This window comes from Janthinobacterium sp. NKUCC08_JDC (genome assembly GCF_019345575.1).
Taxonomy (GTDB): Bacteria; Pseudomonadota; Gammaproteobacteria; order Burkholderiales; family Burkholderiaceae_D; genus Janthinobacterium; species Janthinobacterium aestuarii.
This window is the reverse complement of record NZ_JAHKQW010000011.1, coordinates 89746-111939: the sequence shown is the minus strand read 5'-3', so window position 1 is coordinate 111939 and position 22194 is coordinate 89746. Positions and strand designations below refer to the sequence as shown.

Annotated in this window: 24 protein-coding genes; 6 read left to right on the top strand and 18 right to left on the bottom strand. The window is 64.0% G+C overall.

The annotated features are described in order from the left end of the window. Positions 1-6: 6 nt before the first annotated feature. From KO538_RS21905 to KO538_RS21860, 10 genes are all read right to left on the bottom strand, one after another. On the bottom strand, positions 7-648 hold the full coding sequence (locus tag KO538_RS21905) for a hypothetical protein (protein ID WP_219329636.1): 642 nt from the start codon (positions 646-648) through the stop codon (positions 7-9). A gap of 108 nt (positions 649-756) precedes the next feature. After that, positions 757-1086, bottom strand: coding sequence for a hypothetical protein (locus KO538_RS21900; protein WP_152546559.1), 330 nt, complete (start codon positions 1084-1086; stop codon positions 757-759). Between the two features lie 115 nt (positions 1087-1201). Then, entirely contained in the window at positions 1202-1714 is a 513-nt protein-coding gene (locus KO538_RS21895) for a hypothetical protein (protein WP_219329635.1), read from the bottom strand. Between the two features lie 27 nt (positions 1715-1741). Next, complete coding sequence (locus tag KO538_RS21890) at positions 1742-2227, bottom strand: hypothetical protein (RefSeq protein ID WP_219329634.1); 486 nt, start codon at positions 2225-2227, stop codon at positions 1742-1744. Positions 2228-2343: 116 nt separating this feature from the next. Continuing rightward, positions 2344-3690 (bottom strand): sigma-54 dependent transcriptional regulator, encoded by a 1347-nt coding sequence (locus tag KO538_RS21885; RefSeq protein WP_070304094.1) that lies wholly within the window; start codon positions 3688-3690, stop codon positions 2344-2346. Continuing rightward, positions 3677-5578: an ATP-binding protein gene (locus KO538_RS21880; RefSeq protein ID WP_219329633.1), complete on the bottom strand. Its 1902-nt coding sequence runs from the start codon at positions 5576-5578 to the stop codon at positions 3677-3679. The genes KO538_RS21885 and KO538_RS21880 overlap by 14 nt, the downstream gene beginning before the upstream one ends. Positions 5579-5608: 30 nt before the next feature. Continuing rightward, a complete protein-coding gene (locus tag KO538_RS21875) occupies positions 5609-6400 on the bottom strand; it encodes an ABC transporter ATP-binding protein (RefSeq protein ID WP_034786306.1) in 792 nt (263 codons plus the stop codon). An 11-nt stretch (positions 6401-6411) separates the two neighbouring features. Further along, entirely contained in the window at positions 6412-7221 is an 810-nt protein-coding gene (locus KO538_RS21870) for an ABC transporter permease (RefSeq protein WP_370385376.1), read from the bottom strand. Positions 7222-7248: 27 nt separating this feature from the next. Beyond that, positions 7249-8250, bottom strand: a complete 1002-nt coding sequence (locus tag KO538_RS21865) for an ABC transporter substrate-binding protein (RefSeq protein ID WP_070304092.1) — start codon at positions 8248-8250, stop codon at positions 7249-7251. Positions 8251-8647: 397 nt separating this feature from the next. Further along, positions 8648-8884: a hypothetical protein gene (locus tag KO538_RS21860; protein WP_034758874.1), complete on the bottom strand. Its 237-nt coding sequence runs from the start codon at positions 8882-8884 to the stop codon at positions 8648-8650. Between the two features lie 467 nt (positions 8885-9351). Between KO538_RS21860 and KO538_RS21855 the strand changes: the two genes are divergently transcribed. Continuing rightward, entirely contained in the window at positions 9352-9852 is a 501-nt protein-coding gene (locus tag KO538_RS21855) for a winged helix-turn-helix domain-containing protein (protein ID WP_223278908.1), read from the top strand. A gap of 268 nt (positions 9853-10120) precedes the next feature. Then, on the top strand, positions 10121-10993 hold the full coding sequence (locus tag KO538_RS21850; RefSeq protein WP_219329632.1) for a zinc-dependent peptidase: 873 nt from the start codon (positions 10121-10123) through the stop codon (positions 10991-10993). A gap of 4 nt (positions 10994-10997) precedes the next feature. On the opposite strand, the gene KO538_RS21845 is transcribed toward KO538_RS21850, so the two are convergent. Continuing rightward, positions 10998-11687 carry a LytTR family DNA-binding domain-containing protein gene (locus KO538_RS21845; protein ID WP_219329631.1) on the bottom strand — a complete coding sequence of 230 codons (690 nt, stop codon included), beginning with the start codon at positions 11685-11687 and terminating at the stop codon, positions 10998-11000. 66 nt (positions 11688-11753) lie between these two features. Further along, on the bottom strand, positions 11754-13388 hold the full coding sequence (locus KO538_RS21840; RefSeq protein ID WP_219329630.1) for a histidine kinase: 1635 nt from the start codon (positions 13386-13388) through the stop codon (positions 11754-11756). A gap of 164 nt (positions 13389-13552) precedes the next feature. On the opposite strand from KO538_RS21840, the gene KO538_RS21835 reads away from it, so the two are divergent. The 3 genes from KO538_RS21835 to KO538_RS21825 all read left to right on the top strand — a co-directional run bounded on the left by KO538_RS21835 (position 13553) and on the right by KO538_RS21825 (position 16967). After that, entirely contained in the window at positions 13553-15667 is a 2115-nt protein-coding gene (locus tag KO538_RS21835) for a serine hydrolase domain-containing protein (RefSeq protein WP_219329629.1), read from the top strand. A gap of 177 nt (positions 15668-15844) precedes the next feature. After that, positions 15845-16411 (top strand): glycine zipper domain-containing protein, encoded by a 567-nt coding sequence (locus KO538_RS21830; RefSeq protein WP_034758864.1) that lies wholly within the window; start codon positions 15845-15847, stop codon positions 16409-16411. 196 nt (positions 16412-16607) lie between these two features. Beyond that, positions 16608-16967: a hypothetical protein gene (locus tag KO538_RS21825; RefSeq protein WP_034758862.1), complete on the top strand. Its 360-nt coding sequence runs from the start codon at positions 16608-16610 to the stop codon at positions 16965-16967. Positions 16968-16987: 20 nt separating this feature from the next. Here KO538_RS21825 and KO538_RS21820 read toward each other — a convergent pair whose 3' ends face one another. Continuing rightward, positions 16988-17854 carry a universal stress protein gene (locus KO538_RS21820; RefSeq protein ID WP_034758861.1) on the bottom strand — a complete coding sequence of 289 codons (867 nt, stop codon included), beginning with the start codon at positions 17852-17854 and terminating at the stop codon, positions 16988-16990. 168 nt (positions 17855-18022) lie between these two features. Here KO538_RS21820 and phbB point away from each other — a divergent pair, with 168 nt between their 5' ends. Then, positions 18023-18769 (top strand): acetoacetyl-CoA reductase, encoded by a 747-nt coding sequence (gene phbB, locus KO538_RS21815; protein WP_219329628.1) that lies wholly within the window; start codon positions 18023-18025, stop codon positions 18767-18769. 162 nt (positions 18770-18931) lie between these two features. Here the strand turns inward: phbB and KO538_RS21810 are convergent, their stop codons facing one another. The 5 genes from KO538_RS21810 to otnI form a co-directional block, all read right to left on the bottom strand. Next, entirely contained in the window at positions 18932-19312 is a 381-nt protein-coding gene (locus KO538_RS21810) for a TraR/DksA family transcriptional regulator (RefSeq protein WP_257620495.1), read from the bottom strand. 110 nt (positions 19313-19422) lie between these two features. After that, positions 19423-19842, bottom strand: a complete 420-nt coding sequence (locus KO538_RS21805) for a VOC family protein (protein WP_034758858.1) — start codon at positions 19840-19842, stop codon at positions 19423-19425. Between the two features lie 84 nt (positions 19843-19926). Beyond that, positions 19927-20400, bottom strand: a complete 474-nt coding sequence (locus tag KO538_RS21800; RefSeq protein WP_051992001.1) for a hypothetical protein — start codon at positions 20398-20400, stop codon at positions 19927-19929. After that, entirely contained in the window at positions 20385-21194 is an 810-nt protein-coding gene (locus KO538_RS21795) for a hypothetical protein (RefSeq protein WP_219329627.1), read from the bottom strand. The genes KO538_RS21800 and KO538_RS21795 overlap by 16 nt, the downstream gene beginning before the upstream one ends. Positions 21195-21291: 97 nt before the next feature. After that, positions 21292-22074 carry a 2-oxo-tetronate isomerase gene (otnI, locus tag KO538_RS21790; protein ID WP_219329626.1) on the bottom strand — a complete coding sequence of 261 codons (783 nt, stop codon included), beginning with the start codon at positions 22072-22074 and terminating at the stop codon, positions 21292-21294. Positions 22075-22194: the final 120 nt, after the last annotated feature.

Genomic DNA, 22194 nt, shown 5'->3' with positions numbered 1-22194 from the left:
AAATATTTACGGTGCGCTGATGATCTTCGTCAGCGCAATCCGATACGCCGGTTGCACGTCGCCATTCTTGTCGAGCTTGTCCGTCATGATTACGCCGAAACCCTGCGCGTACCACACGTATTCGCCACTTTTGCCTTTGCTTTTTCCGCCCACGTCATGCAGTTCGAACTTGCAGGCGTCGGGGAAGCGGCGGCCTCCCAGTTCCAGGCGTTCCCAGCCCAGGAAGGTGATGGAGAAATTGCGCTCGTCCGTGCGCGTCGAGGTGGTGATCTTGTCGGACAGCCCCGCCAGCGGGTAGTGGGTACTCGTTTGCGTGTCCGAAAATTGCACGCGCACTTCCTGGCCGGGGCGCATGTTGGCGGGGATGGCGGACTGCGGCGTGTAGACGTTCTTGCTGCGCACGGTGCCGTCTTCATTGTAGTGGACGTTGCCCGTCAGGAATACCTGGCCATCGCGGATGTCCTGGTAGGACGTGGCCAGCAGCACGCCGCCGTTGAGGATCAGTTGCGTGCCCTTTTGTTTCTTGCCCTCGAACATTTCTTCGATGTTGACTTGCGCATCGCCATTGTTCTTGCTGAACTTGATGCCCGTCGTCAGTTCCATGCATTCGCCCACCGTGGGGGCCGCCTGTACGCTCGCGGCTGCCAATACGCTTGCCGCCATCATTCCACACCATGCTGCTTTCATTGTCTTCCTGGCTATCTTGTAAAAGCGCGATGATAGCGTGACTGGAAGCAACGTGGCGCAGCGCTGATGCTATTTCACGGGGGCGACGGGGATGCTGGGCACCGCAGGTGTGGACGCTGGCGGCTCGGTGGGCGTGCCGCTGTGCGGTTTGACCCCATGATTGGCCGTCTGTTTTCCGCGCCGCGTGCGCTTGTCCGTGCGGGTTTTGCTGGCCTTGCCGTCGTGGACCAGCTTGCCTTTGTTGTCGAGCTTGTCGGAGGCATCCGATTGCTGGCCCGGGTCCCTGGCATTGTTGGTGTGGTTGCCCGTCTGGTTCAGATTCGTCGTCGACTGGGCTTGCACCCAGGCGCCGCCAACGGTCATCAGGGTGGCGGCCAGCAAGAGAGCGGGAGTTTTCATGGTGCGTGTCCTGTATGGGAAGTTGGGAGTTGCTGTCGAGACTAGATTGTCACATGCGTGCTGCCGTTTCCAAGTAGGAATATGCCGCATGCGCGTGTGAGCATATTGCCAGTGTTCACGCATGTTGGCCCGCACGCAGGCGCAGGCGCCGCGCGCTCAGGCCATCGCGCACGGACCATGCCAGCGAGATGGCGCCCATGGCGGCCAGCCACTGGCCGGGTCCGCCGGGCGGCAGGGCCTGCATGGCGGCCGGCAGGGCAAGCCAGCCGCGCAGCGCCTGCAGCAGCAAGGTGGCGATCACACCCAAGTTAATGAACAGCAAGACGTGCAGGATGCGCTCGGGTACGGGCAAGCGGCGCGTGTCGCCTTCGACCACGGTGTCGCGCAGCGAGACCAGTATCTCCGCCAGCAGCAGTGCCACGGGCCACCAGGCCAGCCAGCCATGCCAGCTGAACAGGCCCAGCGAGGGGAACAGCAGGCCGAAGATGACTTCGCGCGCGCTGTGCAGGCGCTGCTCGGCGGCTGCGCCCGGGCGCGACGGCAGCCGCACGAGCAGCTCGTGGTTGAGGATGACGTCGGCCCCGCCCAGCAGGCCGTGCAGCAGCAGCGCGGCCTGCAGCGCCGTCATGGCTATCCCGTGCCGCGTTGCTGGCGCTTAGCGGCCGGGCTGGCGCGGCGGCACCACGCCCGTGTTGCCCGAGGTGCCGGAATTGCCCGTGTTGCCGGTGTTACCCGAGGTGCCAGAGTTGCCGGAAGTCCCCGACGTCCCTGACGTTCCCGAAGTTCCTGACGTACCTGTGCCGCCCGTATTGCCGTTCATGTTCTGCGTGCCGCTGCGCGCGGCGTTGCCTGCGGACTGGCCGGCGCTGCCCGGGGTGCCGCCGCCCGAGTTGGTGCCGCTGGTGGACTGTCCCGTCGTATCGTTGTTGCGCGATTTTCCCGATTTCTGCTTCTGTTTCTTGTCATGCTTGCGCGGCGTCGTGTCATCCTGTCGCGTATTTTGCTGCGTATCTTGCTGGGCCGCCGTGCCCGTGTTGCCGGTGTTGCCCGTGGTATTGCTATTGCCCGTCGATTGCGCCTGAGCCAGGGCGGCTGCGCTGCCCAGCAGCAGGGCGGTCAGCATCAATGCAGATGGTTTCATGGGAACTCCTTCTCGTGGCATGAAGTGGAGTACCGATTCTGGCACGCGCGGGCAGGGCGGAAAGTAGGAGCGCGCCGCCCGCGGCTGTGGGTGCATGGCTGGCCGTGGCGCAGGCGTCAGCGGAATTGCTCGGTCGAAATATCGAAACGCTTGAGCTTGTCGTACAGGGTTTTCTTGGGAATATTCAGGCTGGCCGCCGCGTCGATGACGTTGCCGTTGTGGCGGCGCAAGGCTTCCTCGATGATGGAAATTTCGAACGTGTCCACTTGCTCGGCCAGCGACGCTTCGCGGCAGCCGGCCGGGCTCAGGGTGTCGTCGAGCAAGCCCAGCACGAAGCGGTCGGCCACATTGTGCAGCTCGCGCACATTGCCGGCCCAGCGCTGCGCCATCAGGGACGCGATCAGTTCGCCGCTGACGAGGGCGGCCGGCTGGCTGTAGCGCAGCGCCGCCTGCAGCACGAAGAACTCGAACAGCAGCGGGATATCCTCGCGCCGGTTGCGCAGGGCGGGGAGAGTGAGACTGGCCACGTTCAGGCGGTAATACAGGTCGGGACGGAATTTCCCCTGTTCCGCCAGCACATTCAAGTCTTCCTTGGCGGCGGCAATCACGCGGAAATTGACGGAAATGAGTTTGTTTGAACCGAGCCGCTCCACCTGCCGCTCCTGCAGCACGCGCAGCAGTTTCACTTGCAGGGCCAGCGGCATGCTTTCGATTTCATCGAGGAACAGGGTGCCGCCGTTCGCGTACTCGATCTTGCCGATGCGCTGGCGCTGCGCGCCTGTAAATGCGCCTTCCTCGTGGCCGAACAGTTCCGATTCGAAGATCGATTCGGGCAGGGCGCCGCAGTTGATAGCCACGAATGGATGGTCGCGCCGCTCGCTGAAGTCGTGCAGGCAGCGGGCGATCAGTTCTTTTCCAGTGCCCGTTTCGCCGAGGATGATGATGTCGGCCGATTTCGGCGCCAGGTTCAGCACCAGCTGGCGCACCTTGGCCATGGCCGCGCTGCGGCCCACGATGCGCGCTTCGATGCCGACCCGCTGCTCGAGCTGGCGGCGCAAGTTCATGTTTTCCAGCACCAGGTGGCGCTTGTCGAGGGCGCGACGGCACACTTCCACGAGCAAGTCGGCGGAAAACGGTTTTTCGATGAAATCGTAGGCACCGCGACGCATGGCACCCACGGCCATCGACACGTCGCCGTGGCCCGTGACGAGGATGACGGGCAGGCTGGCATCCTGCGCCACGGCGATATCGAGTAGTTTCAAGCCATCGATGCCCGGCAGCTTGATGTCGCTCAATAAAATGCCGGCAAATTCGGGCACCAGATAGGGCAGCGCTTCCTCGGCCGTGGCGACGGCCGTTACTTGCAAACCCGCCAGTTCCAGCGATTGCCGGGCGCCCTTGCGCACGACGGCATCGTCTTCCACCAGCAACACTTGCATGCCTTCAAAATTATTCTCGTGCATCAGATGTTTCCTTGTCTCTCTCCCCCGGGTCGCAGCTCAGGGTGATGGTAAATTGTGCGCCGCCCCCTTCCTGTGCGCTGCGGTTGCGCACGGCCAGGGCGCTGCCCGCCGCGCGCAGTATGCCTGCGCTGATCGACAATCCCAAGCCCAGCCCGTGTTCCTTGGTGGTATAGAAGGGGTCGAAGATCTTGTCGAGCGAGGCCAGCGGGATGCCGGGGCCATTATCGGTGATATGCAACACGGCAAGGCTGCCTTCGCGGCGCACCTGGAACCAGATTTGCACGGGCTCGTTTTCCGGCACGGCATCCATGGCGTTGGTGATCAGGTTGGTAAACACCTGTTCCAGGCCAATGGCGTTGCACAGCACGATGATGTCGTCCTCCAGCCAGCTTTCATGCAGGGTCAAACGCTGCGAGTTCTTGCGCGTGCGGATTTGCAGCATGGTTTGCGCGAACGCTTGGCGTACGCTGACGGGTTTGCGCGCATCGTCGCTACGCCGCGCAAAACCTTTCAGTTGCGACGTCACATAGCCGAGCCGCTTGACGAGGTCGGAAATGGTCGACAGGTTGTCGAGCGCATCGTCGATCTGGCCCCGCGCCAGGAACACCTTGGCATTATCGGAAAATGTTTGCAGGGCGGCCAGCGGCTGGTTCAGCTCGTGCGTGACGCCGGCCGCCATCTGGCCGATGGCCGCCAGCTTGCCGCTTTGCACCAGTTCCGCCTGGGCATAGCGCAAGGTTTGCTCGGCCCGTTCGCGTTCCTTCACCTCGGCCTGCAGGCGGCCGTTCGCGTGGACCAGGTCGGCCGTGCGCTGTTCTACCTTGATTTCCAGCTGTTCATAGGCGCGCGCCAGGGTTAGTTGCGCATTGAGCTTGTCGGCGATACGGCGCCGGCGCTGGCGCGCATACATCAGGGCCAGCAGCAGCAAGGCCCAGCCCAGCGCGGCGGCGATGGCCGCGTTGCGCGCCGCCTCATCGACCTGGTCGAGTTCGGCCAGCACCGTGATCTGCCATTGCAGCGGCCCCAGCGCGCGGTTCACGGCCAGGTAGTCGGCGCTGCCGGACAGGGCGGGGGTGTCACTCGTCTGCGGACGTTCCAGGGTCATCACGCTCGCGCCGTCGGCAAACTGGCGGCTGACGCGGTGCGGCAAGATGGGCAGGTTTTCTTGCAGGAACTGGCGCTGTTCGCTGATGTCTTTCTTGGCGTCCGGCGACAGCGAGGCCAGGGTCTTGAACTTGAAGGCCGGTGTCGTGGCCAGGATGATCACGCCATTCGCATCCTTGACCCAGATCTGTTCGCCCGCGCCGGGCGTGCGCCACGATTGCTCGATCCAGTCCAGGTTGACCTTGGCGGCGACGATGCCGATGATGCGTCCGTTGCGCTGCACGGGCTGCGAAATGAAATAGCCGGCCTCGAAGGTGGAAAAGCCGATACCGTAGAAGCGGCCGATGCCACCCGCGATGGCGTTCTTGAAATACGGACGAAAACCATAGTTGACGCCCACATACGAGCTGCGGTCCTGCCAGTTGCTCGACGCCAGGGTCGTGCCCTTGTCGTCGAGCACGTAGACGGCAAAGGCGCCTGCGCGGCGGTTCATGTCGACCAGGTAGGCGTTGATTTGCGTGACTTTGTCGGCGCTGGGCTGCTCCAGCAATTGCGCCACCGCATCGCTCTGGGCCACGGCCAGGGGCAGGAATTCGTACTTGTTGAGGGCGCCGCCGATGGATGCCGCATACAGTTCCGCGCGCGAATCGAGGGTGCGATGCAATTCGTCGAGCTGGCGCTGCTTGACCCAGGCATACGAGGCCCACGTCAGCACGGCCAGCGACCCCACGGCCAGCAGGGGGACGAATGGCCTTGGGGTCTGACCCGCCGGGTCAGACCCCAAATAAGTTTGCGGTCGCTTAATCAAGCTCCCTCAATCGGCGGTACTGGCCATGGTTTCGGCATTGTGATGACGCTGCTGCTCTTCCATCACCATCTCGCCCAGCATGCGCTTGAGGCGGTTGAACTCGGGGTCGCTCGGGTCGCGCGGGCGGGGCAGGTCGATGGCCACGTCGCGCTTGATGGTGCCGGGACGGTAGGTCATGACGATGGTGCGGTCGGCCAGGTAGATCGATTCCTCGATCGAGTGCGTGACGAACACGATGGTGGTGCCGAAGACTTTCCAGATTTTCAGCAATTCATCTTGCAGGTTGCGCCGCGTCAAGGCGTCCAGCGCGCCGAACGGTTCATCCATCAGCATGATCGGCGAATCGAGGGCCAGCACGCGGGCGATGGCCACGCGCTGGCGCATGCCGCCCGACAAGTCTTTCGGGTAGCGGGCACGGAATTCCGTCAAGCCCAGCATGCTCAGCAGCATGTCGACCCGTTCCTTGATCTCGGCTGGCGTCTTGCCGGCGATTTCCAGGCCGAAAGCGATATTGCTCTCGATGGTCATCCATGGGAACAGCGCGTATTCCTGGAACACCATGCCGCGGTCGGGGCCGGGTTCGGTGATCAGCTTGCCGCCGGCCAGGATCTGGCCCGACGTCGGCTGCGAGAAGCCGGCGATGGCGTTGAGCAGGGTCGACTTGCCGCAGCCGGACGGTCCCAGCAGGCAGATGAACTCACCGCTGGCGATTTCCAGGTTGATGTCCTTCAGGGCGATGACGTCCGCGCCGCCCGTGGTGAAGATTTTATTGACTGCATTGATATTGATCGTGGTCATGGCCGTTCCTCTCAGTGTTCCAGGCCGCGGTGCCACTGCAGCAAATGATTATTCAGGGCATTCATGGCGATATCGATGGCCAGGCCGAACAGGCCGATGGTAAACATGCCGGCGATAATCTTGTCGGACCAGAAGTACTCGCGCGCTTCCAGGATGCGGAAACCGAGGCCGCTGTTCACGGCGATCATTTCCGCGACGATCACGACGATGAAGGCCGTGCCCATGCCGATGCGTGCGCCGGCCAGGATGTACGGTGTGGCGGCCGGCAGGATGACGCGGCGGAACATCGTCATCTGGCTGGCGCCCAGGTTGCGCGCGGCGCGGATGTAGATGCCGTCGACCTGGCGCACGCCGGCGATGGTATTCATCAGCACGGGGAAGAAGGAACCGATGCTGATCAGGAAGAAGGCGGGCGGGTTGCCCAGGCCGAACCACAAGATCGCCAGCGGAATGTAGGCGATCGGCGGAATCGGGCGCAGCACCTGCACCAGCGGGTCGAACAGTTTATAGATGGTCTTGTTGGTGCCCATCAGCAAGCCCAGCGGCAAGGCCAGGCCGGCGCCGATGGCAAAGCCGCCCAGCACGCGCGACAGGCTGGCCCAGGCGTCGTGCGGCAATTCGCCGGAGAACATCCACACAAGGTAATTGCCCGCTTCGGGCGTGTACGCTTCCATGGGGATAAGGTATTCATACCATTTTACGACCACGGCGACGGGCGAGGGCAGGATTTGCGGGTTGATCCAGCCGAACGTCGACATGGCTTGCCACAGCAGCAGCACGGCGACGGGCACGGCGGCGCCGTGCGCGAAGCGTTTCATCATTTGAATATTCATCGTGACACTTTCAGATTAGCGAGGTGCGTAGGACTTCTTGGCTTTTTCCAGCAGATCCAGCTTGACCCAATCCTTGGCGGCAGGCGCTTTGGCCATGCGGCCCACGCCGAATTTCACCATGTAGTCGGTGGTCAGCTGCACGTGGCTTTGCGTGATGTCTTCCGTGAAGATGGCGTTGTCGATGGCGTCGCGGTAATCGTCGGAGGTGATCTGGTTCTTGAACATCGATTCGCGCACGTATTTTTCCGCCAGTTTCGGGTCGGCCAAAAATGCCCGCGTGGCGGCGACGAAGCAATCCATGAAGCGCTGGGCCACGGCCGGCTTTTCCTTGTACATTTTTTCCGTCATCACGAGCGCGCGCACGGGCTCGCCCAGCGGCGTGTCGTAGGGCTTGATGATGGCCGCGCCATATTTCTTGTGGATGGCCTGGGTCGAGTACGGCTCGGACTGGCTCATGACATCGATATCCTTGGTCAGCAGCGCCTGGTTCAAGTCCGGGTAGCCCATGTACAGAATCTGCACGTCCTTGCCCGGCTTGTCGGACCAGGTCAGCTTGGCCTTGGTCAATTCGGCAAACAGCAGGATTTCCTGCGGACCGCCGCGCGTGACGCCGACTTTCTTGCCTTTCAGGTCGGCGATACCCTTGATGTTCAGGTCGGGACGGCCGACGATCTGCACGCCGCCCTTGGCAAAGCCGCCCACCAGATACACGGGCAAGCCCGTGGCGCGGCCCGTGATGGCCGCTTCCAGCGCGCTGGCGGACACGTCGATTTCGCCGGCGATCATGGCCGGCACGATGTCGAGGCCCTTGGCGAAAATGCGCTCTTCGATCTTCAGGTCGTATTTCGGCGCGATTTCCTTCATGTAGGCAACGGCGCCGTAATGGGCGAATTTCAGGTTGCCCAGGCGTACGGTATCGGCCGCGTGGACGGCCAGCGGGAATTGCGCGGCCAGGGCGACGGCCACGGCCAGTGCCTTGGTGTTGAGAAAGGACGAGATGCGGAAGGTGCTTGCCATGCTGTTGTCTCCAAAAGGTAGATGGTTTTTATATAGTGGGTCAGGCCGCCGCTCTGATGGCGGCTATGAAAATATAAAAGCATCTTCCGTGCCAGTGGAGCGCATTTTGGCGTTTATTGCAAGTGATTGTTTATAAAGGTTTAATTTGAATCTATTGAAATTGGGAAATGGCGAGATTCCGCCTTTCCGCACGGCGAGGGGAAAGACTGTGCGGATTGCCGCATTGTGGCGGGCGGGTTCGATACCGGCTTGCGGGCTCGGAGCAGGTGAACCTAAATGGCGCGGCCGACTCCAATCGTAAAAAAACGCGTTGCAAACAGGCTGGCAACGCGTAACTCCCCCGTGGAGTAGGGGCGGCGCCGCGCGGGCGCCTGATGGATAGCTCTGTCTGCCGGGCTTACTTTGGCGCCGTGGCGGGCGGCAGGGCCGGCGCGGTGGCCGGGTCCGTCAGCGGCGCAGGCGGCGTCGTGCTGCCAGGACCCGCTTCCGGCGTGGCTGGCGCGACGGGGGGCGGCATCACTTGTGGCGCGGAAGCGGGGTTGGGCGCCGTTTCGGGCAGCGGCGCGTCGGCCGGTTTTTTGCAGGCGGACAAGGTGATCAGGGCGGCGGCTGCCAGCAGACTGGGCATATTCATGATGGTTCCTTTGCAAAGTATCAAGATTGGCGCAATGCGGGCGGCGGGTGCCACGCGCGAAGCTTGAATTTATTGCAAGGATGCCGACGCTTCTGTTCGCTATTTCACTTTGTGCGCGTATGCGAGCGCAGCGTTTTTAGATGTCTTTTATAGATGCACTGAGAGAAATAATTCAACAAGGCAATATTTTTCACTTTCTTGCTTCTAATGTTCGTTAACGCACAGACCAGTGAGGAGCAGGATGGCATTCTGTGCCCAGACGCTCAGGATTCGTGGCGTTCTGGTATAAAAATTGCCAAGAACTTAACAATCCGGGCTACCGGCAATCGTTTAAAAGGAGTATTCAAATGCATGCAATGACTCAGTCTCACGTGAAGAGCGAATTAAAGGCAGCGCACCAGGAACTTCGTAGCCCCGAAAAAGGCTCGCAAATGGTAGAACGCGCAGCACCTATCCCCCCGGAACGCATGAATCCCATTTCCATGGCACCGATCGAGCGCGTGCGTTCGACGTCGGCCACCCTGCGCCGCATCGAAAACATGCAAAAGCTGATCGGCGAATTGTCGCTGCACGAGATGCTGGCAGACGAAATCGCCTGGTTCCTCAAGTTTTCGCCATCGGGCGCCCGCAAATATATCCGCGACCTGCGCGAAGCGGGCGTGATCGAACTGGCCCGCTACATCGAAGGCACCGCCACCTATTTGGGCAAGGCAGTGTACCAGCTGACGCCGGATCCTGAGCGCGTGCGCGCTTTCCTGGCCGCCATCGTCCAGCCGAAACGCGAGGGCGCGCCACCGCGCAAGGACCGTCCGGGCCTGCGCGAGCAAAGCATGGCAGGCAGCGGCCGTCACTTCCACATCCTGGCCGATGACACGCATTACGCTATCCGCGTCAACCGCGGTCCCGTGACGCGCGATCCGCTGGTGGCAGCCTTGTTCGGAGCGCCGCAGCAAAAATCTGCCGAGTAAAAACGCGTCTGAGCGGCCGCCTGGCGGCCGGCGGGCGGAATGCTTGTGGTTTTGATTCTCAGATGCATGTCGAAAGCCGGGTTGCAACCCGGCTTTTGGCGTTGGGGCAGACCGTTTCATGTCGTCTGATTGAAAAGACAGCAAGCATCCCCATGTGGGCTGGACTGTTGCCCGCAACGCGCGGGTTCACTTGAAGGAGCTTGTCCTTGTCTGCCTATGCCGCCTTGTTATCGTGTCCGCCACTGCCTTGCTTGCAACGGGACTTCGCATGAACCCGCTGCTGTGGATCGCCCTCGTCACGGCCGCCATCGTCTTTTCGCTGTGGTTTCCCCGCTGGCGCCTGAAGCGGGCCCTGGCCAGGCCCTTGCCGGCTGAAGGCCTGGCCGTGCTGGAAAAGAATATTCCCGTGTATCCGCGCATGCCGGCGCCGCTGCAGGAACAATTGCGCCGTCTCGTCGTGCAATTCCTGTATCAGAAGAAATTCGTCGGTTGCGGCGGCCTGGAGATCACGGACGAGATGCGCTATACCATCGCCGGCCAGGCTTGCCTGCTGTTGCTGAACCGCCAGACGCAGGTGTATCCGGAACTCGACACCATCCTCGTGTACCCCACGGAATTCATCGTCACGCGCGATGAAGTGGGGCCGGGCGGCGTGGTCACGCCATCGGCCAATGGTTTATTGGGCGAATCCTGGGGCGATGGCAGAGTCGTGCTGGCCTGGGACCACGTGCAGCGCGGCGCGGCCGACTGGACCGATGGGCACAATGTCGTGCTGCATGAATTTGCCCACCAGCTCGACAGCGAATCGGGCGCCGCGAATGGCGCGCCGTATTTGCCCAGCGTGTCGAGCTACCGCAGCTGGGCCACCGTGCTGTCGCGCGACTTCGACAATCTGCGCCACGACGCCATCTACCAGCAGCACAGCGTGCTGGACCATTACGGCGCCACGAATCCCGCCGAATTCTTTGCCGTGGCCACGGAAACCTTCTTTGAAAAACCGTACCAGATGGCCGAGCACCACGAAGAACTGTACGCGCAATTATTGCAGTACTACAAGGTCGACCCGCGCGACTGGATGGCGCCGCCCGTGGAACCCGAGCACATGGCTTCGCCGTTTCCCAACTACGCGCCGCACTGGTAAGCGTTCAGCCCAGCAGCCGCCGTTTCAGCGCGGGATAACTGCTGCGCGACACGGGGATGCCCGTGCTGGTCTGCGTGTCGAGCGCGTATTTGCCGCCCGCCGCGATCTGCAGCCGTTTGAAGCCCAGGCTGTTGACGATGTAGGAGCGGTGCACGCGCAGGAAGTGGGGCGGCAGCAGGGCCATGAGCTTGTCGATGGCCAAGTCATGAAAACACTGTTCGCCGCTGCGCAGCACGATATTGCTGTAGTGGCCATCGGCTTGCACATGGTCGATGTCGGCCATGGCGATCCATTCCAGCGCCCCCCGTTTTTTCACAGCCAGCGAGGCCGCTTCCGTATGCCGCCCCGTATAGCGTTGCAGCGCCTTGTGCAGGCGTTCGCGGCTGAAAGGTTTGGCAACGAAGTCGAGCACGCCGAATTCGAAGGCGGTGATCGAGCGTTCCGCGTGGGCCGAGACGATGATGGTCTGGAACGGGGCTGTCTGGGCCAGGCGCAGCAAGTCATAGCCGTCCGCGCCATGCAGGTTCAAGTCCAGCAGCAGCAAGTCGACTTGTTCCTGGGCCAGCGCGGCCAGCGCTTGCGGGAGATTGTCATGCAGCACGAGATTGCTGAGGCGCGCGCCGAAATGTGCACGCACCTCGCGTTCGAGGCCTTGCGCGATCAGCGGTTCATCTTCCAGTATCAACACATTCATGGCGCCGCCGGCAAGGTAAAGGTGAGGCGCCAGCCTGGTTGCTGCTGTTCGCTGGCATATTCACGCTCATAGCGGGCCGCATCGCCAAACACGGCGTGCAGGCTGGTCAGGGGCAGCAGCATGAAGCACACGATGAGGGCGAAGCCCCCTGCGGATGTATTGTTCGCCCACGCCGCCGCCCGCATGTTGGCGTGTCTCGCCTTCGGGCAGGATCAGGGTGAGCACGTGCGTTTGCGCATGGTATGCGATGCGCAGGATAAAGGTGGCGCCGTGGCGGTAGCGGTTGTGGCTGAACGCATTTTCCAGCGCCGTCAGCAAGGTGGCGGGCGGCACGGTGATGCCCGCCGCCTCGCCATCGAGCTGCAGGCTGCATGGCTGCTGCAGCCGCGTGCCCATGATGCTCAGGTAGTTCTCGCACAGGGCCAGTTCCTGCGTCAGGGCGATGCTGGGTTGCTTGGCGAACTCGTTGAGCATGCGCAATTCGGCGCCCAGCGCCTCGATGAAGGATTCGGCCGCCTGTGGCGATTGCGCGTTGAGTTCGCTGATCAGGCTCAGGGAATTCATCAGGAAATGCGGTTGCATGCTTTTACGCAAGAGCTGGTTTTCCAGCTGCTGGGCGCGTGCCGCCTTGCTGCGTTCGCGCAGCAGCTGCGCCAGCAGTTGCGCGCACAGGGGCAGCAGCATGAAGCACACGATGAGGGCGAAGCCCCCTTCGGCAAACTGGCTGCCCGTCAGCAGGAACAGGGCGCACGAGGCCAGCGCGATCAAGGTGCCGCCGAGACTGCCCGGCAGGCGGCGCCACAGGGCGCCCAGGTTGAGCGCCAGGCTCGCTGCCAGGCCCGTCAAGAACATCGACCAGCAGCGCGAGTTGAAATGCGCGGGCAGTGCGCTGGCCAGCGCGATGCCCGCCAGCAGCAGGGCCGCCGCCAGCGGCCAGCGCGGCAGCCGGTATGCCGTATAAAAATACAGAGGCAGCAAGGCGGAAAACAGCCAGGTCAGGGCACTGACGGCGTACAGGCGCGGCAAATGCATGGGGTAGGCATAGCCGGCAACGCTGCGCCAGAGTTCCACCACCAGCAGCAGCGCCGCCACCAGGCACAGCGCGGCAAACATGGCCCAGTGCCGCTGCCGCTGGTACAGCGCCGTCAAGGCGAGAAACAGCAGGGCGACGGCACCCAGCGCGCCGGCCAGCAGCAGCGGCGGCAGCCGGTACCAGGCCAGCGCCGCGCGGTAGTCTTGCCGGTCGACCAGGTACAGCGCGTACAGTGGCGACGCCAGGCGTTCAGGCGCCTGCTGCGTCGACAGCAGCAGGCGCAGGTGATGCTTGCCCATGGCCAACTGCCGTGGCCTCAGGTGGACGGCGAAATCGATGTCGCCCGCGCGTTCCCCGCTGGCCTGGCGGGCTGGCTGACCATTGCTGCCGATTAATATGCCATCGAGCCAGACTTCGCTGGAAGCCAGCGCCGACAGCACCAGCAACTGCGTCGACGAGGGCGTGGCGGCCACGGTGAGGTCGCGCTCGACGCACAGCAGCAGGCCCGGCTTGAGCAGCTGGTACAGCGAGGCGGCGGGCGTGGCGCGCGTTGTGCCGCAGGCGCGCCAGCCTTCGGCCAGCGATAGCCTGTCCATGCCCATGGCGAAAGAGGGCAAGGCCAGGCAGCACAGCAGCAGGTAGCGGAAGCAGGAGGGCATGGCGGGCATTGTAGCTGCTCATTTGCCAACCCTTTGCAACATTTTCATCCACTTCGGTGCCGTTCATGCGGGCCACGTGCATTTCGTGCACGGCCCGCCAACAGTGTGTAAAAGACACTTACCATGCATCAGCGCCGTGCTGTGGACACGGCCCTCACCATGGAATATTAATTATGCAAAGCAGCAAATACTACGGTTTCGCCGGCGCGCTGGCGCTGTTCTGCGGCGCGGCGCAAGCCGCCGCCGCTCCCTCATCCGCTCCTTCCGCTGCTCTGGCCGCGCGCCTGGCCGATTTCGACGGCTGGGTCGCCCAGCGCATGGACAAGGCACGCATCCCGGGCGTGACCGTCGGGTTCAGCCAGGGCGACGTGGAATGGGTCAAAGGCTATGGCTATGCGGACCTGGAAAACCGCGTGCCGGCCACAGCCCGGTCCAGCTACCGGCTCGCGTCCGTCACCAAGCCCATGACGGCGGTGGCCATCCTGCAACTGGTGGAACAGGGCAAGATCGACCTGGATGCGCCCGTGCAAACGTATGTGCCGTATTTCCCCGTCAAACCGTTTCCCGTGACGGTGCGCCAGTTGCTGGGCCACCTGGGCGGCATCGACGCCTACCGTAACAGCAAGGCGGAGAAGCACTTCAAGGAGCACAAGGATACGCGCCAGTCCATCGCCGTCTTCGAGCAGTTCGACCTGATCGCCGAACCGGGCACGCGCTTCCGCTACACCAGCTACGGCTACAACCTGCTGGGCGCCGTCATCGAGAGTGCCTCGGGCGAAAGCTATGGCGGCTACATGCGGCGCCACGTATGGGGGCCGCTGGGCATGGACACGATCATGATGGATGACCCCGACGCCGTGATCGCCCATCGCGTGCGCGGCTACCGGCTGGCCGGCAAGGAGTGGAAAAATGCGGAATTCGTCGACATCAGCAGCCGCTTTTCCGCCGGCGGCACGCGCGCCAGCGTGCCCGACATGCTGGCGTTCGGCAGGGGCGTGCATGAAGGCAAGATACTCTCGGCGGCCAGCGTGGCCGCCATGGTGCAGCCGATGGCCACGCGCGCCGGCCGCTTGACGGACTATGGCATGGGCTGGGAAGTCGTCCCGACGGGCGGGCGCTACGCGATTGCCCACAGCGGCCAGCAGCCGGAGACCGTCACCTATCTGTACAGTTTTCCCTCGCGCAAGCTCACCGTTGCCGTCGCCGCCAACCTCGAGCGCGTCAATCCCGAGGCGTTCGTGCAGCGCCTGTTCGAAGTCGTCACGGGCGAAGCGTGGCAGCTGAACACGTATATCGCCGATGCGGGCGCGCAGCGCGCGTACCAGGTGGCGCAAGGCTTGTTCGAAGAGGGCAGGGCGTACGCCGAGCGCACGGATCAACCGTATGCCGATGCGGCCGCCACGCGCGAAGCATTTACGCAAATCAACCGGCAAGCGCTGGCGCCCGATGTCAGGGCGGCGCGCGCCTACATCGACGCGGCCCGCCATCCCGCAGGTGGCCGCGTGTTTCTCACGGCCGGCGCCAGCATGGCCAGGCAGTTGCGCCAGTCGGGCGTCGACTTGAATCAATACGCGCGTGGCGGCGCGCTGGCGTTTGCGCGCGACTATGTCCTGTTGTCGCAAGGAACAAAGGCCGGCGCCTTGCCCCGTTTCGACCCTGCCTTCGAGCAAGCCATCATGACCCTGGCCGGCAGCTGGGACCGCACGGCCGCCATCGCCTGGCCGGCCGCGGCCCCATCCATCGCCGCGCTCGATAGCCAGCTGCGCACGGCCTTCCGTGGCCAGCGCGCCTATCCCGATTTCGTGCCCGAGCTGCAGGAACTGGCGCAAGCGTCGGCCGCGCGCGGCGAGATAGATACGGCGCTGGCGGCCAGCCGCCTGGCCGTGGAACTGTATCCGCTCAGCGACCGTGCGCATGCGCTGCAAGGCTTGACCCTGCTGCACGCCGGCAAGACGGAAGCGGCCCTCGCGGCCCTGCGCCTGGCGCTGGAGCGCGATCCGCTCGGTGCGGCCAGCCCGGCGGCGCTGAACCTGGAAGCCTACCGTTTGAAAGGCAGCGGCGCCGTGGCGCAAGGCATGGCCGTGCTGCAGGCCGCCGTCCGCCTGCATCCGCGCGACGCGAATCTGCAGGATAGCCTGGCCGAGTTTTATGTCGAGCAAGGCTTGCACCCGCAGGCTGTCGAGGCCTACCGGCAGGCGCTGCGGCTCGATCCCCGCTATCCGGGCGCCGTGGGCGCAAAAGCGGCGATCATCCGCCTCGCTGGCGAGACGAAGGCGCTGGCGCCTTAGAACAGCTAATGGGCTTTGCGCGCACAACAATTCCTGTCCGATATCCGTAGCCCGTACGGCGCAGCCGCATGATTGGCGGCTGTGTGCGCAAGCGAACGGTATTTCGCCGGCGGCAAGCGCACGCTAGCCAGGCAAGCGGCGCACGGTGCGCCAGCAGCCGACCAGGAGGGCCGTATCATGTCACGCATCATCGCAGGTCATTTTCAGTTGCAGGAGCAGATCGACGCCGCGCGCGCGGCCCTGAACCAGGCGGGCTTTCCCGACAGCCGCATCAGTTCCTTCTTTGTCAACCAGCCGGGCCAGCATGATTTGCACGCGCTTGGCGGCGACCGCGACATGTCGCCTGGGGCCAAGGAAACGCCGGAAGGCGTAGTGGAAGGCGCGGCCGTCGGGGCCGCCGTCGGTGCGGGCATCGGCGCGGCCACCACCCTGGCGACGGGGCCGCTGGGCCCGGTGGTGGGGGCGCTCGTGGGCGCCCATGTGGGTTCGCTCTACAGTTTCAATAAAATGAAAGACGCGGGCGAACCCGAAGCAAATGGCGAGGGTAATGGCGAAAACCGCCGCCAGCCCCGCCATCCGGGCATGCTGATCGCCGTCGCGCTCGGTGGCCCCGACGAGCGCGAACGGGCGCTCGAGACCTTGCACCGTCTCGGCGCCGAGCACATTGAGGAAGCGGAAGGCACGATCGCCAATGGCGACTGGCTGGATTTCGATCCGCTCAGCATACCCGTACTGGTGGCGTGAATCGGCGCGCCAGCCGCGGAATATGCATAAATTCCGCGCTGCATGAAATTTAGGTATGATCCTTGTTAGTATTCGTAATTATTGGTAAACAATGCCGACAGGGATAGTTTCCGCGCGCCCGAAGTGACACTGGACCAAGGTGACTGCCTGTAGTACTTGCCTCGCATGCTAACGGGTATGAATAGGAGGTCGCGTCATGACACAGGCATGGTTCATTCTGACACGGGCCGATGGGCGCGACATCTGCGCGCCCTCGCCGGCACAGCTGGCCGATGCGCTGGCCGAGGTCTACCGCGGCGGCGCCGTGGCGCAGGATGGCAGCCCGGCCGCCGTCCTGTTGCGTTTTGGTTACGACGATGGCTTGATGTATCAGGTCGAGGTCGCTAGCGGAGGCGAAGTCACTTTCGAGGAATGGTCGGACCGCGATTGCGAAATCGCCCTGGCCAGTCCGCGCCACATGTCGGCCCTGCCGCAGGACGACGCGCTGCAGCTGTGGCAGTGGCTGGCGCAGCGCCAGGTGGCGAAGATCCGCAGCCAGCCCTGGCAGGGCGGCTAGCCCGCCGCTTTCAATACGCCCTAGTGCGCCATCAGCACGGGGATCGTCATGCTTTGCAGAATCGTGCGCGTGACGCCACCGAGGATGGTTTCGCGCAGGCGCGAATGGCCATACGCCCCCATCACCAGCAAGTCGGCCGACAGGTCGGCCGCCTGCGACAGCAGCGCTTCGCCGATATCGCCGCGCCGCACGCCACCGCCATCGAGCAAATGCAGCCGCGCTTCCACGCCGTGGCGCGCCAGGTATTGCGTCAGTTCCGCACCCGGCTGTTCGCCGTGCTCGGCGGCATGCACCTGGGCGTCGAAGATGGCCACGTGGACTTGGCCGGCGCGCTGCAGCAGGGGCAGGGCGGCGCTCACGGCGCGGCTCGCTTCCTTGCTGGCGTTCCAGGATATGAGTACATTGCGCGCGGCCGCCGGCGGCGCCAGCAGGGGCAGCGGCGGCGCATACGGCACGATCAGCACGGGACGTCCCGAATGCAGCAGCACGTAGGCGGGAAAGTCGCGCATCACGGACGGCGACTTATCCTTGGCATTGTATTGGCTGATGACGACCAGGTCCGCGTAGCGGGCCAGCAGGCTGATGCCGCCCGCCGCCTCGTCGTCGAGCACGCGCTGTTCGAACGAGGCGACGCCGGCCGCGCGCACTTGCGCCTCGAAACCGTCGAGGGCGCGCGTGGCCCGGTCGCGCAGGAAGTTCAGGTGCAAGCTCAGGTTCGGGTCGGCATCGAGGTCGGGCTGGTTCTGGTACAGCAGGCGCGACACGCCCGTCAGCGCCACACCCGTCAGGTGGCCGCCGCAAGCCTGGGCGATGCTGGCCGCCGCTTCGATGCGGGCGGCGCGCCCGGCGCTGTCGTCGATGTGGAGCAATACGGTCTTGTACGTCATGGCTTGTCCTCTCGCTTTGCAGTAGCGGCCATTCTGGCACAGTCCGGGGTGCCGGCCGCGCACGACTGCATCAGGCTGAGCACTTGATCTGGCGCAAGGCTGGCAATAAAAACTGCTCCTACACTTGGTGCCACGCAGAACAACCATAACAAGCGGGGAGAGACAGTCATGAAGGAACAAAAGGTAGCGCTGGTCACGGGCGGCATGGGCGGCCTGGGCACGGCCTTGTGCCGCCGCCTGCATGGGGCGGGCTTTGCCGTTGTGGCCGCGCATACGCCGGGCAATGCGCGGGTGGCAAGCTGGCTCGACGAGCAGCAGGCGCAGCAGTATTACTTTCATCCGCTGTCCATCGACGTGAGCGATTTCGATGCCTGCAGCGTAGCCGTGTCCAGCGTGCTGGCGCAGTTCGGCCGCATCGACGTGCTCGTCAACAACGCCGGCATCACGCGCGACCAGAGCATGCGCAAGATGGAGTTGCCGCACTGGTCCGAGGTCATGCGCACCAATCTCGACAGCCTGTTCAACATGAGCAAGCAGGTGCTCGAACCGATGCTGGCCAACCGCTGGGGCCGCATCATCAATATCTCGTCCGTCAATGGCCAGAAGGGCGCGTTTGGCCAGTGCAACTATGCGGCCGCCAAGGCGGGCGTGCATGGCTTCAGCAAGGCGCTGGCGCTGGAAGTGGCGCGCCACGGCATCACCGTCAACACGGTCTCGCCCGGCTACCTGCGCACGCAGATGGTGACGGCCGTGCCCGCCGATATCATGGAAACGAAGATCCTGCCGCAAATTCCCCTGGGCCGCCTGGGCGAGCCGGACGAAGTGGCGGCCCTGGTCGCTTACCTGGCGTCGGACGAGGCCGCGTTTGTCACGGGCGCGAACATCGCCATCAATGGCGGACAGCACATGAGTTAAGCAAGCGTACAGCTTGCACAGAGGCAATGGCAGTAGAGGAGACCCGTCCACCCAGCTGGCGCACAGACGCTGGCGGCGGACGGCAGGCAATGGCAGTCACGCTGGAAAACAAGGGTAGGGCAGCGATGCCTTGCCCTTTGTTGTTGCGCAGTCATGCAGCCGTTATGGTACCGGGCGCCGGGCTTTTTCCAGCCGCGTCTGGCAATCGATGCACAGCCGTGCTTCGGGGCGGGCGTTCAGGCGCGACAGGCCGATGGCTTCGCCGCAGTTGTCGCACAGGCCGTAGCTGCCATCGGCAAACTTGGCCAGCGCGTGCTTGATGATGGCCAGCTGCGCCAGGTTGTGTTCGGCCGCTTCGCTGACGAGGGCGTTCAAGGTGCGCACGCTGGCGTTGTCTGCCGGCGAGGCTTCGATTTCATTGAGCAAGGAGGCGCGCGCGTCCGCTTCGGCCGCTTCGTTCTCGATCTGTTCCAGCAACGCCAGCTTGCGTTGCTCCAGCACGCCCTGCAGGCGCTGCAACTGGTCTTGCGGCAATCCATTCATGGCCATCACCCGGTAGAGGTTACTTCCATCATGGTAGTCCAAGATTGGCGGCTCTGCTTGCGCTACCACCCGCGCCGCGTTTGATGCGGCGCAGGCTGGCAGCGGCCGTTCTATGCTGGCTCTTTCAGGCAGTTGACCATCCAGGCGACGCCGAACTGGTCTTTCAGCATGCCGAAGCGCTTGGCCCAGAACGTTTCTTCCATGGGCATCTGGATGGTGCCGTCACGCGCCAGCGCGTCGAAGGCCCGTTCCGCCTCTTCCGGCGTATCGACGGTCAGGCAGATCGAGCTGCCGTGCATGCCCTTGGCGCCATCCTCGGTACAGCCGCCGTCCGAACCCATCAGCATGGTGGGACCCAGCTGCACGGAGCCGTGCATGATCTTGTCATACCAGTCTTCCTTGACTTGCTCCTGGCCCGGCGTGCCCCGGAATGGCATCAGGCACAGGTCCGTGCCATGCAGGTGCTGGCGGTAGTATTCGAGCGCTTGCGCGCAGTTTCCATTGAATTGCAAATACGGTTCGATACGCATCTTGGTCTCCTCTGGTCATCGTCCCGCAGGCACGATTGCCACGCGGGGGAGGTCCCAGTATAGGCGCTCGCCGGCCGATTTCAATCACTCCGGGGCCATCTCTTGCAGCCGCTCACGCACCTTGCCCAGGGTGCTGAGGATGCGCTCGGGATTGCCGGCGAGCACGGCGCTGCCCAGGTGCAACAAGCTCGTCGCCAGGCTGATCCAGTGCCGCACGTCGTCGTTGCGGGCGATGCGCAGGCGTACCGTGTCGAGCAGGCCGCTGAGCTGGCGCTGCGCCGTCTCCAGGCCCGCCACCGTGTGCCCGGCCGCATCGGCATACAGCTGGTTGGCTTGCTGGCGCAAGGCCACTTCCAGGGCGAAGACGGCTTGTGCCTGGCTGTGGCTGATGCCGTCGGCCCCCTGGCTGGCGCGCTTGCGGATGGCGCGCATGACGGCGCCGTGCAGGGTGACGGCCGCCTGGGACAGGCTGTCGGCCAGTTGCTCGACGCGCATGGCGCTGCTGAGAGCCGCTTCGCGGCGTTCGCTGTTGCTGCTCCTGCCTACCGATCCGTCCATTGTGCCTCCGTGGTGGTGAGGGTAGCGGCGAGCCGGGCGTGTTCGCGCCCCAGTGCCGCCAGTTGCCGGCGCGCCAGGGTATGGCGCAAGCCAGCCAGGCGGTATTCCTCGGTTTTGCTTTGCTGCATGTTTTTCGCCAGCACGGCCAGCAGGCGCTGCTGCGGCGTGTCCGCATACGCGATTTCCACGTCGAGCAGGCCGAGCACCATGTCGCGCTCGTTGTCGCCGCTTTTGTCGTACAGCGCCAGCAAGCTGTCGAGCGCGGCCAGCAAGGCTTGCAGCGGCGCGTCGCCATCGTGCAGCACTTGCGCCAGGTGCGCCTGCTGACTGGCCGCGCTGCTCAGGCGCGACAGTTGCTGCAGCAACTGGGTATAGGCGCTGACATGGTGGTCGTCGATGCCGCTATCCGGCCAGGTGCGGATGGCGGCGCCGGCGCCCGCCAGTTCCGGCCGCACGTCATACGCGTCGGCATCGGCCAGCCGGCCCAGCGCCTGCAGGTACAGGCGCACGGCTTGCGCCAGGCGCGCGGCGTCCCCCTGCGCGGCGCGGCGCTGCGCATCGAGCAGGCGTTCGCGCGCGTCTTCGGCCGGCGACAGATAGGGGCGCGCGCGCTGGTAGCTGTCCACGTGGCGCTGCGACAGTTCGCTGAAGGCGGTCAAGGCATCGGTGCCGGCCGCCAGGGCGCGCACGTGCGCCAGCTCGGGGCGCGCCGTGGCGCAGCCACACAGCACGGCAGCCAGGAAGAGGCTCAGGTACAGGTGCAGGTAAAGAGCGCGGCGATGGCGGGCGGGCATGGCAAACACGTCACCTCTCGACAGGAAATACTGTATGGAAAGGTATTGTCGTGCCGGCCTGCGCAACCCGCCTTGTGCGGGCGCAAGCAGGCTGCGATCAGGCGCCCGTCAATTGCTCGCGCCAGCCCAGTCCGGCAACGGTGTCGCTGGCGGGACGGTATTCGCAGCCGACCCAACCTACGTAGCCGATCTGGTCCAGCAGCTTGAACAGGTGGCGGTAGTTGATCTCGCCCGTGCCCGGCTCGTGACGGCCCGGCGTGTCGGCGATCTGGATGTGGCGGATCAGGGGCAGCATGGCGCGGATGGTGTTGCTCAGCTCGCCCTCCATGCGCTGCATGTGATAAATGTCGTACTGCAGGAAGATATTGCTGCGCTGGCAGTCGGCGATGATGTCGGCCGCCTGCTGGCTATGGTTCAGAAAGTAACCGGGCATGTCGTGGTGGTTGATCGGCTCGATCAGCACATTGATGCCATGCGGACGGCAGGCGTCGGCCGCAAATTGCAGGTTGCCGATCAGGCTTTGCCGCGCCCGCTCCAGGCTCATGCCGGGCGGCACGATGCCGGACATGCAGTGCAGCTGTTTTGCTCCGAGCGCCAGCGCATAGTTGAGCGCCAGCTGCACGTTGCCGCGGAATTCCTCGCCCCGGCGCGGGTCGCAGGCAATGCCGCGCTCGCCGCGCTCCCAGTCGCCGGGCGGGAAGTTGAAGAGGGCCAGCTGCAGATGGTGGCGCTCCAGCCGCATGGCAATCTGCCGCGCCTCGACGGCATAGGGAAACAGGAATTCGACGGCATCGAAGCCCGCTTCCCTGGCGGCGGCAAAGCGGTCGAGGAAGGGCAGTTCGGTAAACATCATGCTGAGGTTGGCAGCGAAGTTCGGCATGGCGGCACGCAGGTGGGGGCAATGGACACTATCCTAGCCCAAATCGGCAATTGGTGGCGGGCATGAAAAAACCGTTCCAGAAACAAGTTCTGGAACGGTTTTGATTGCTGCGATACGCTT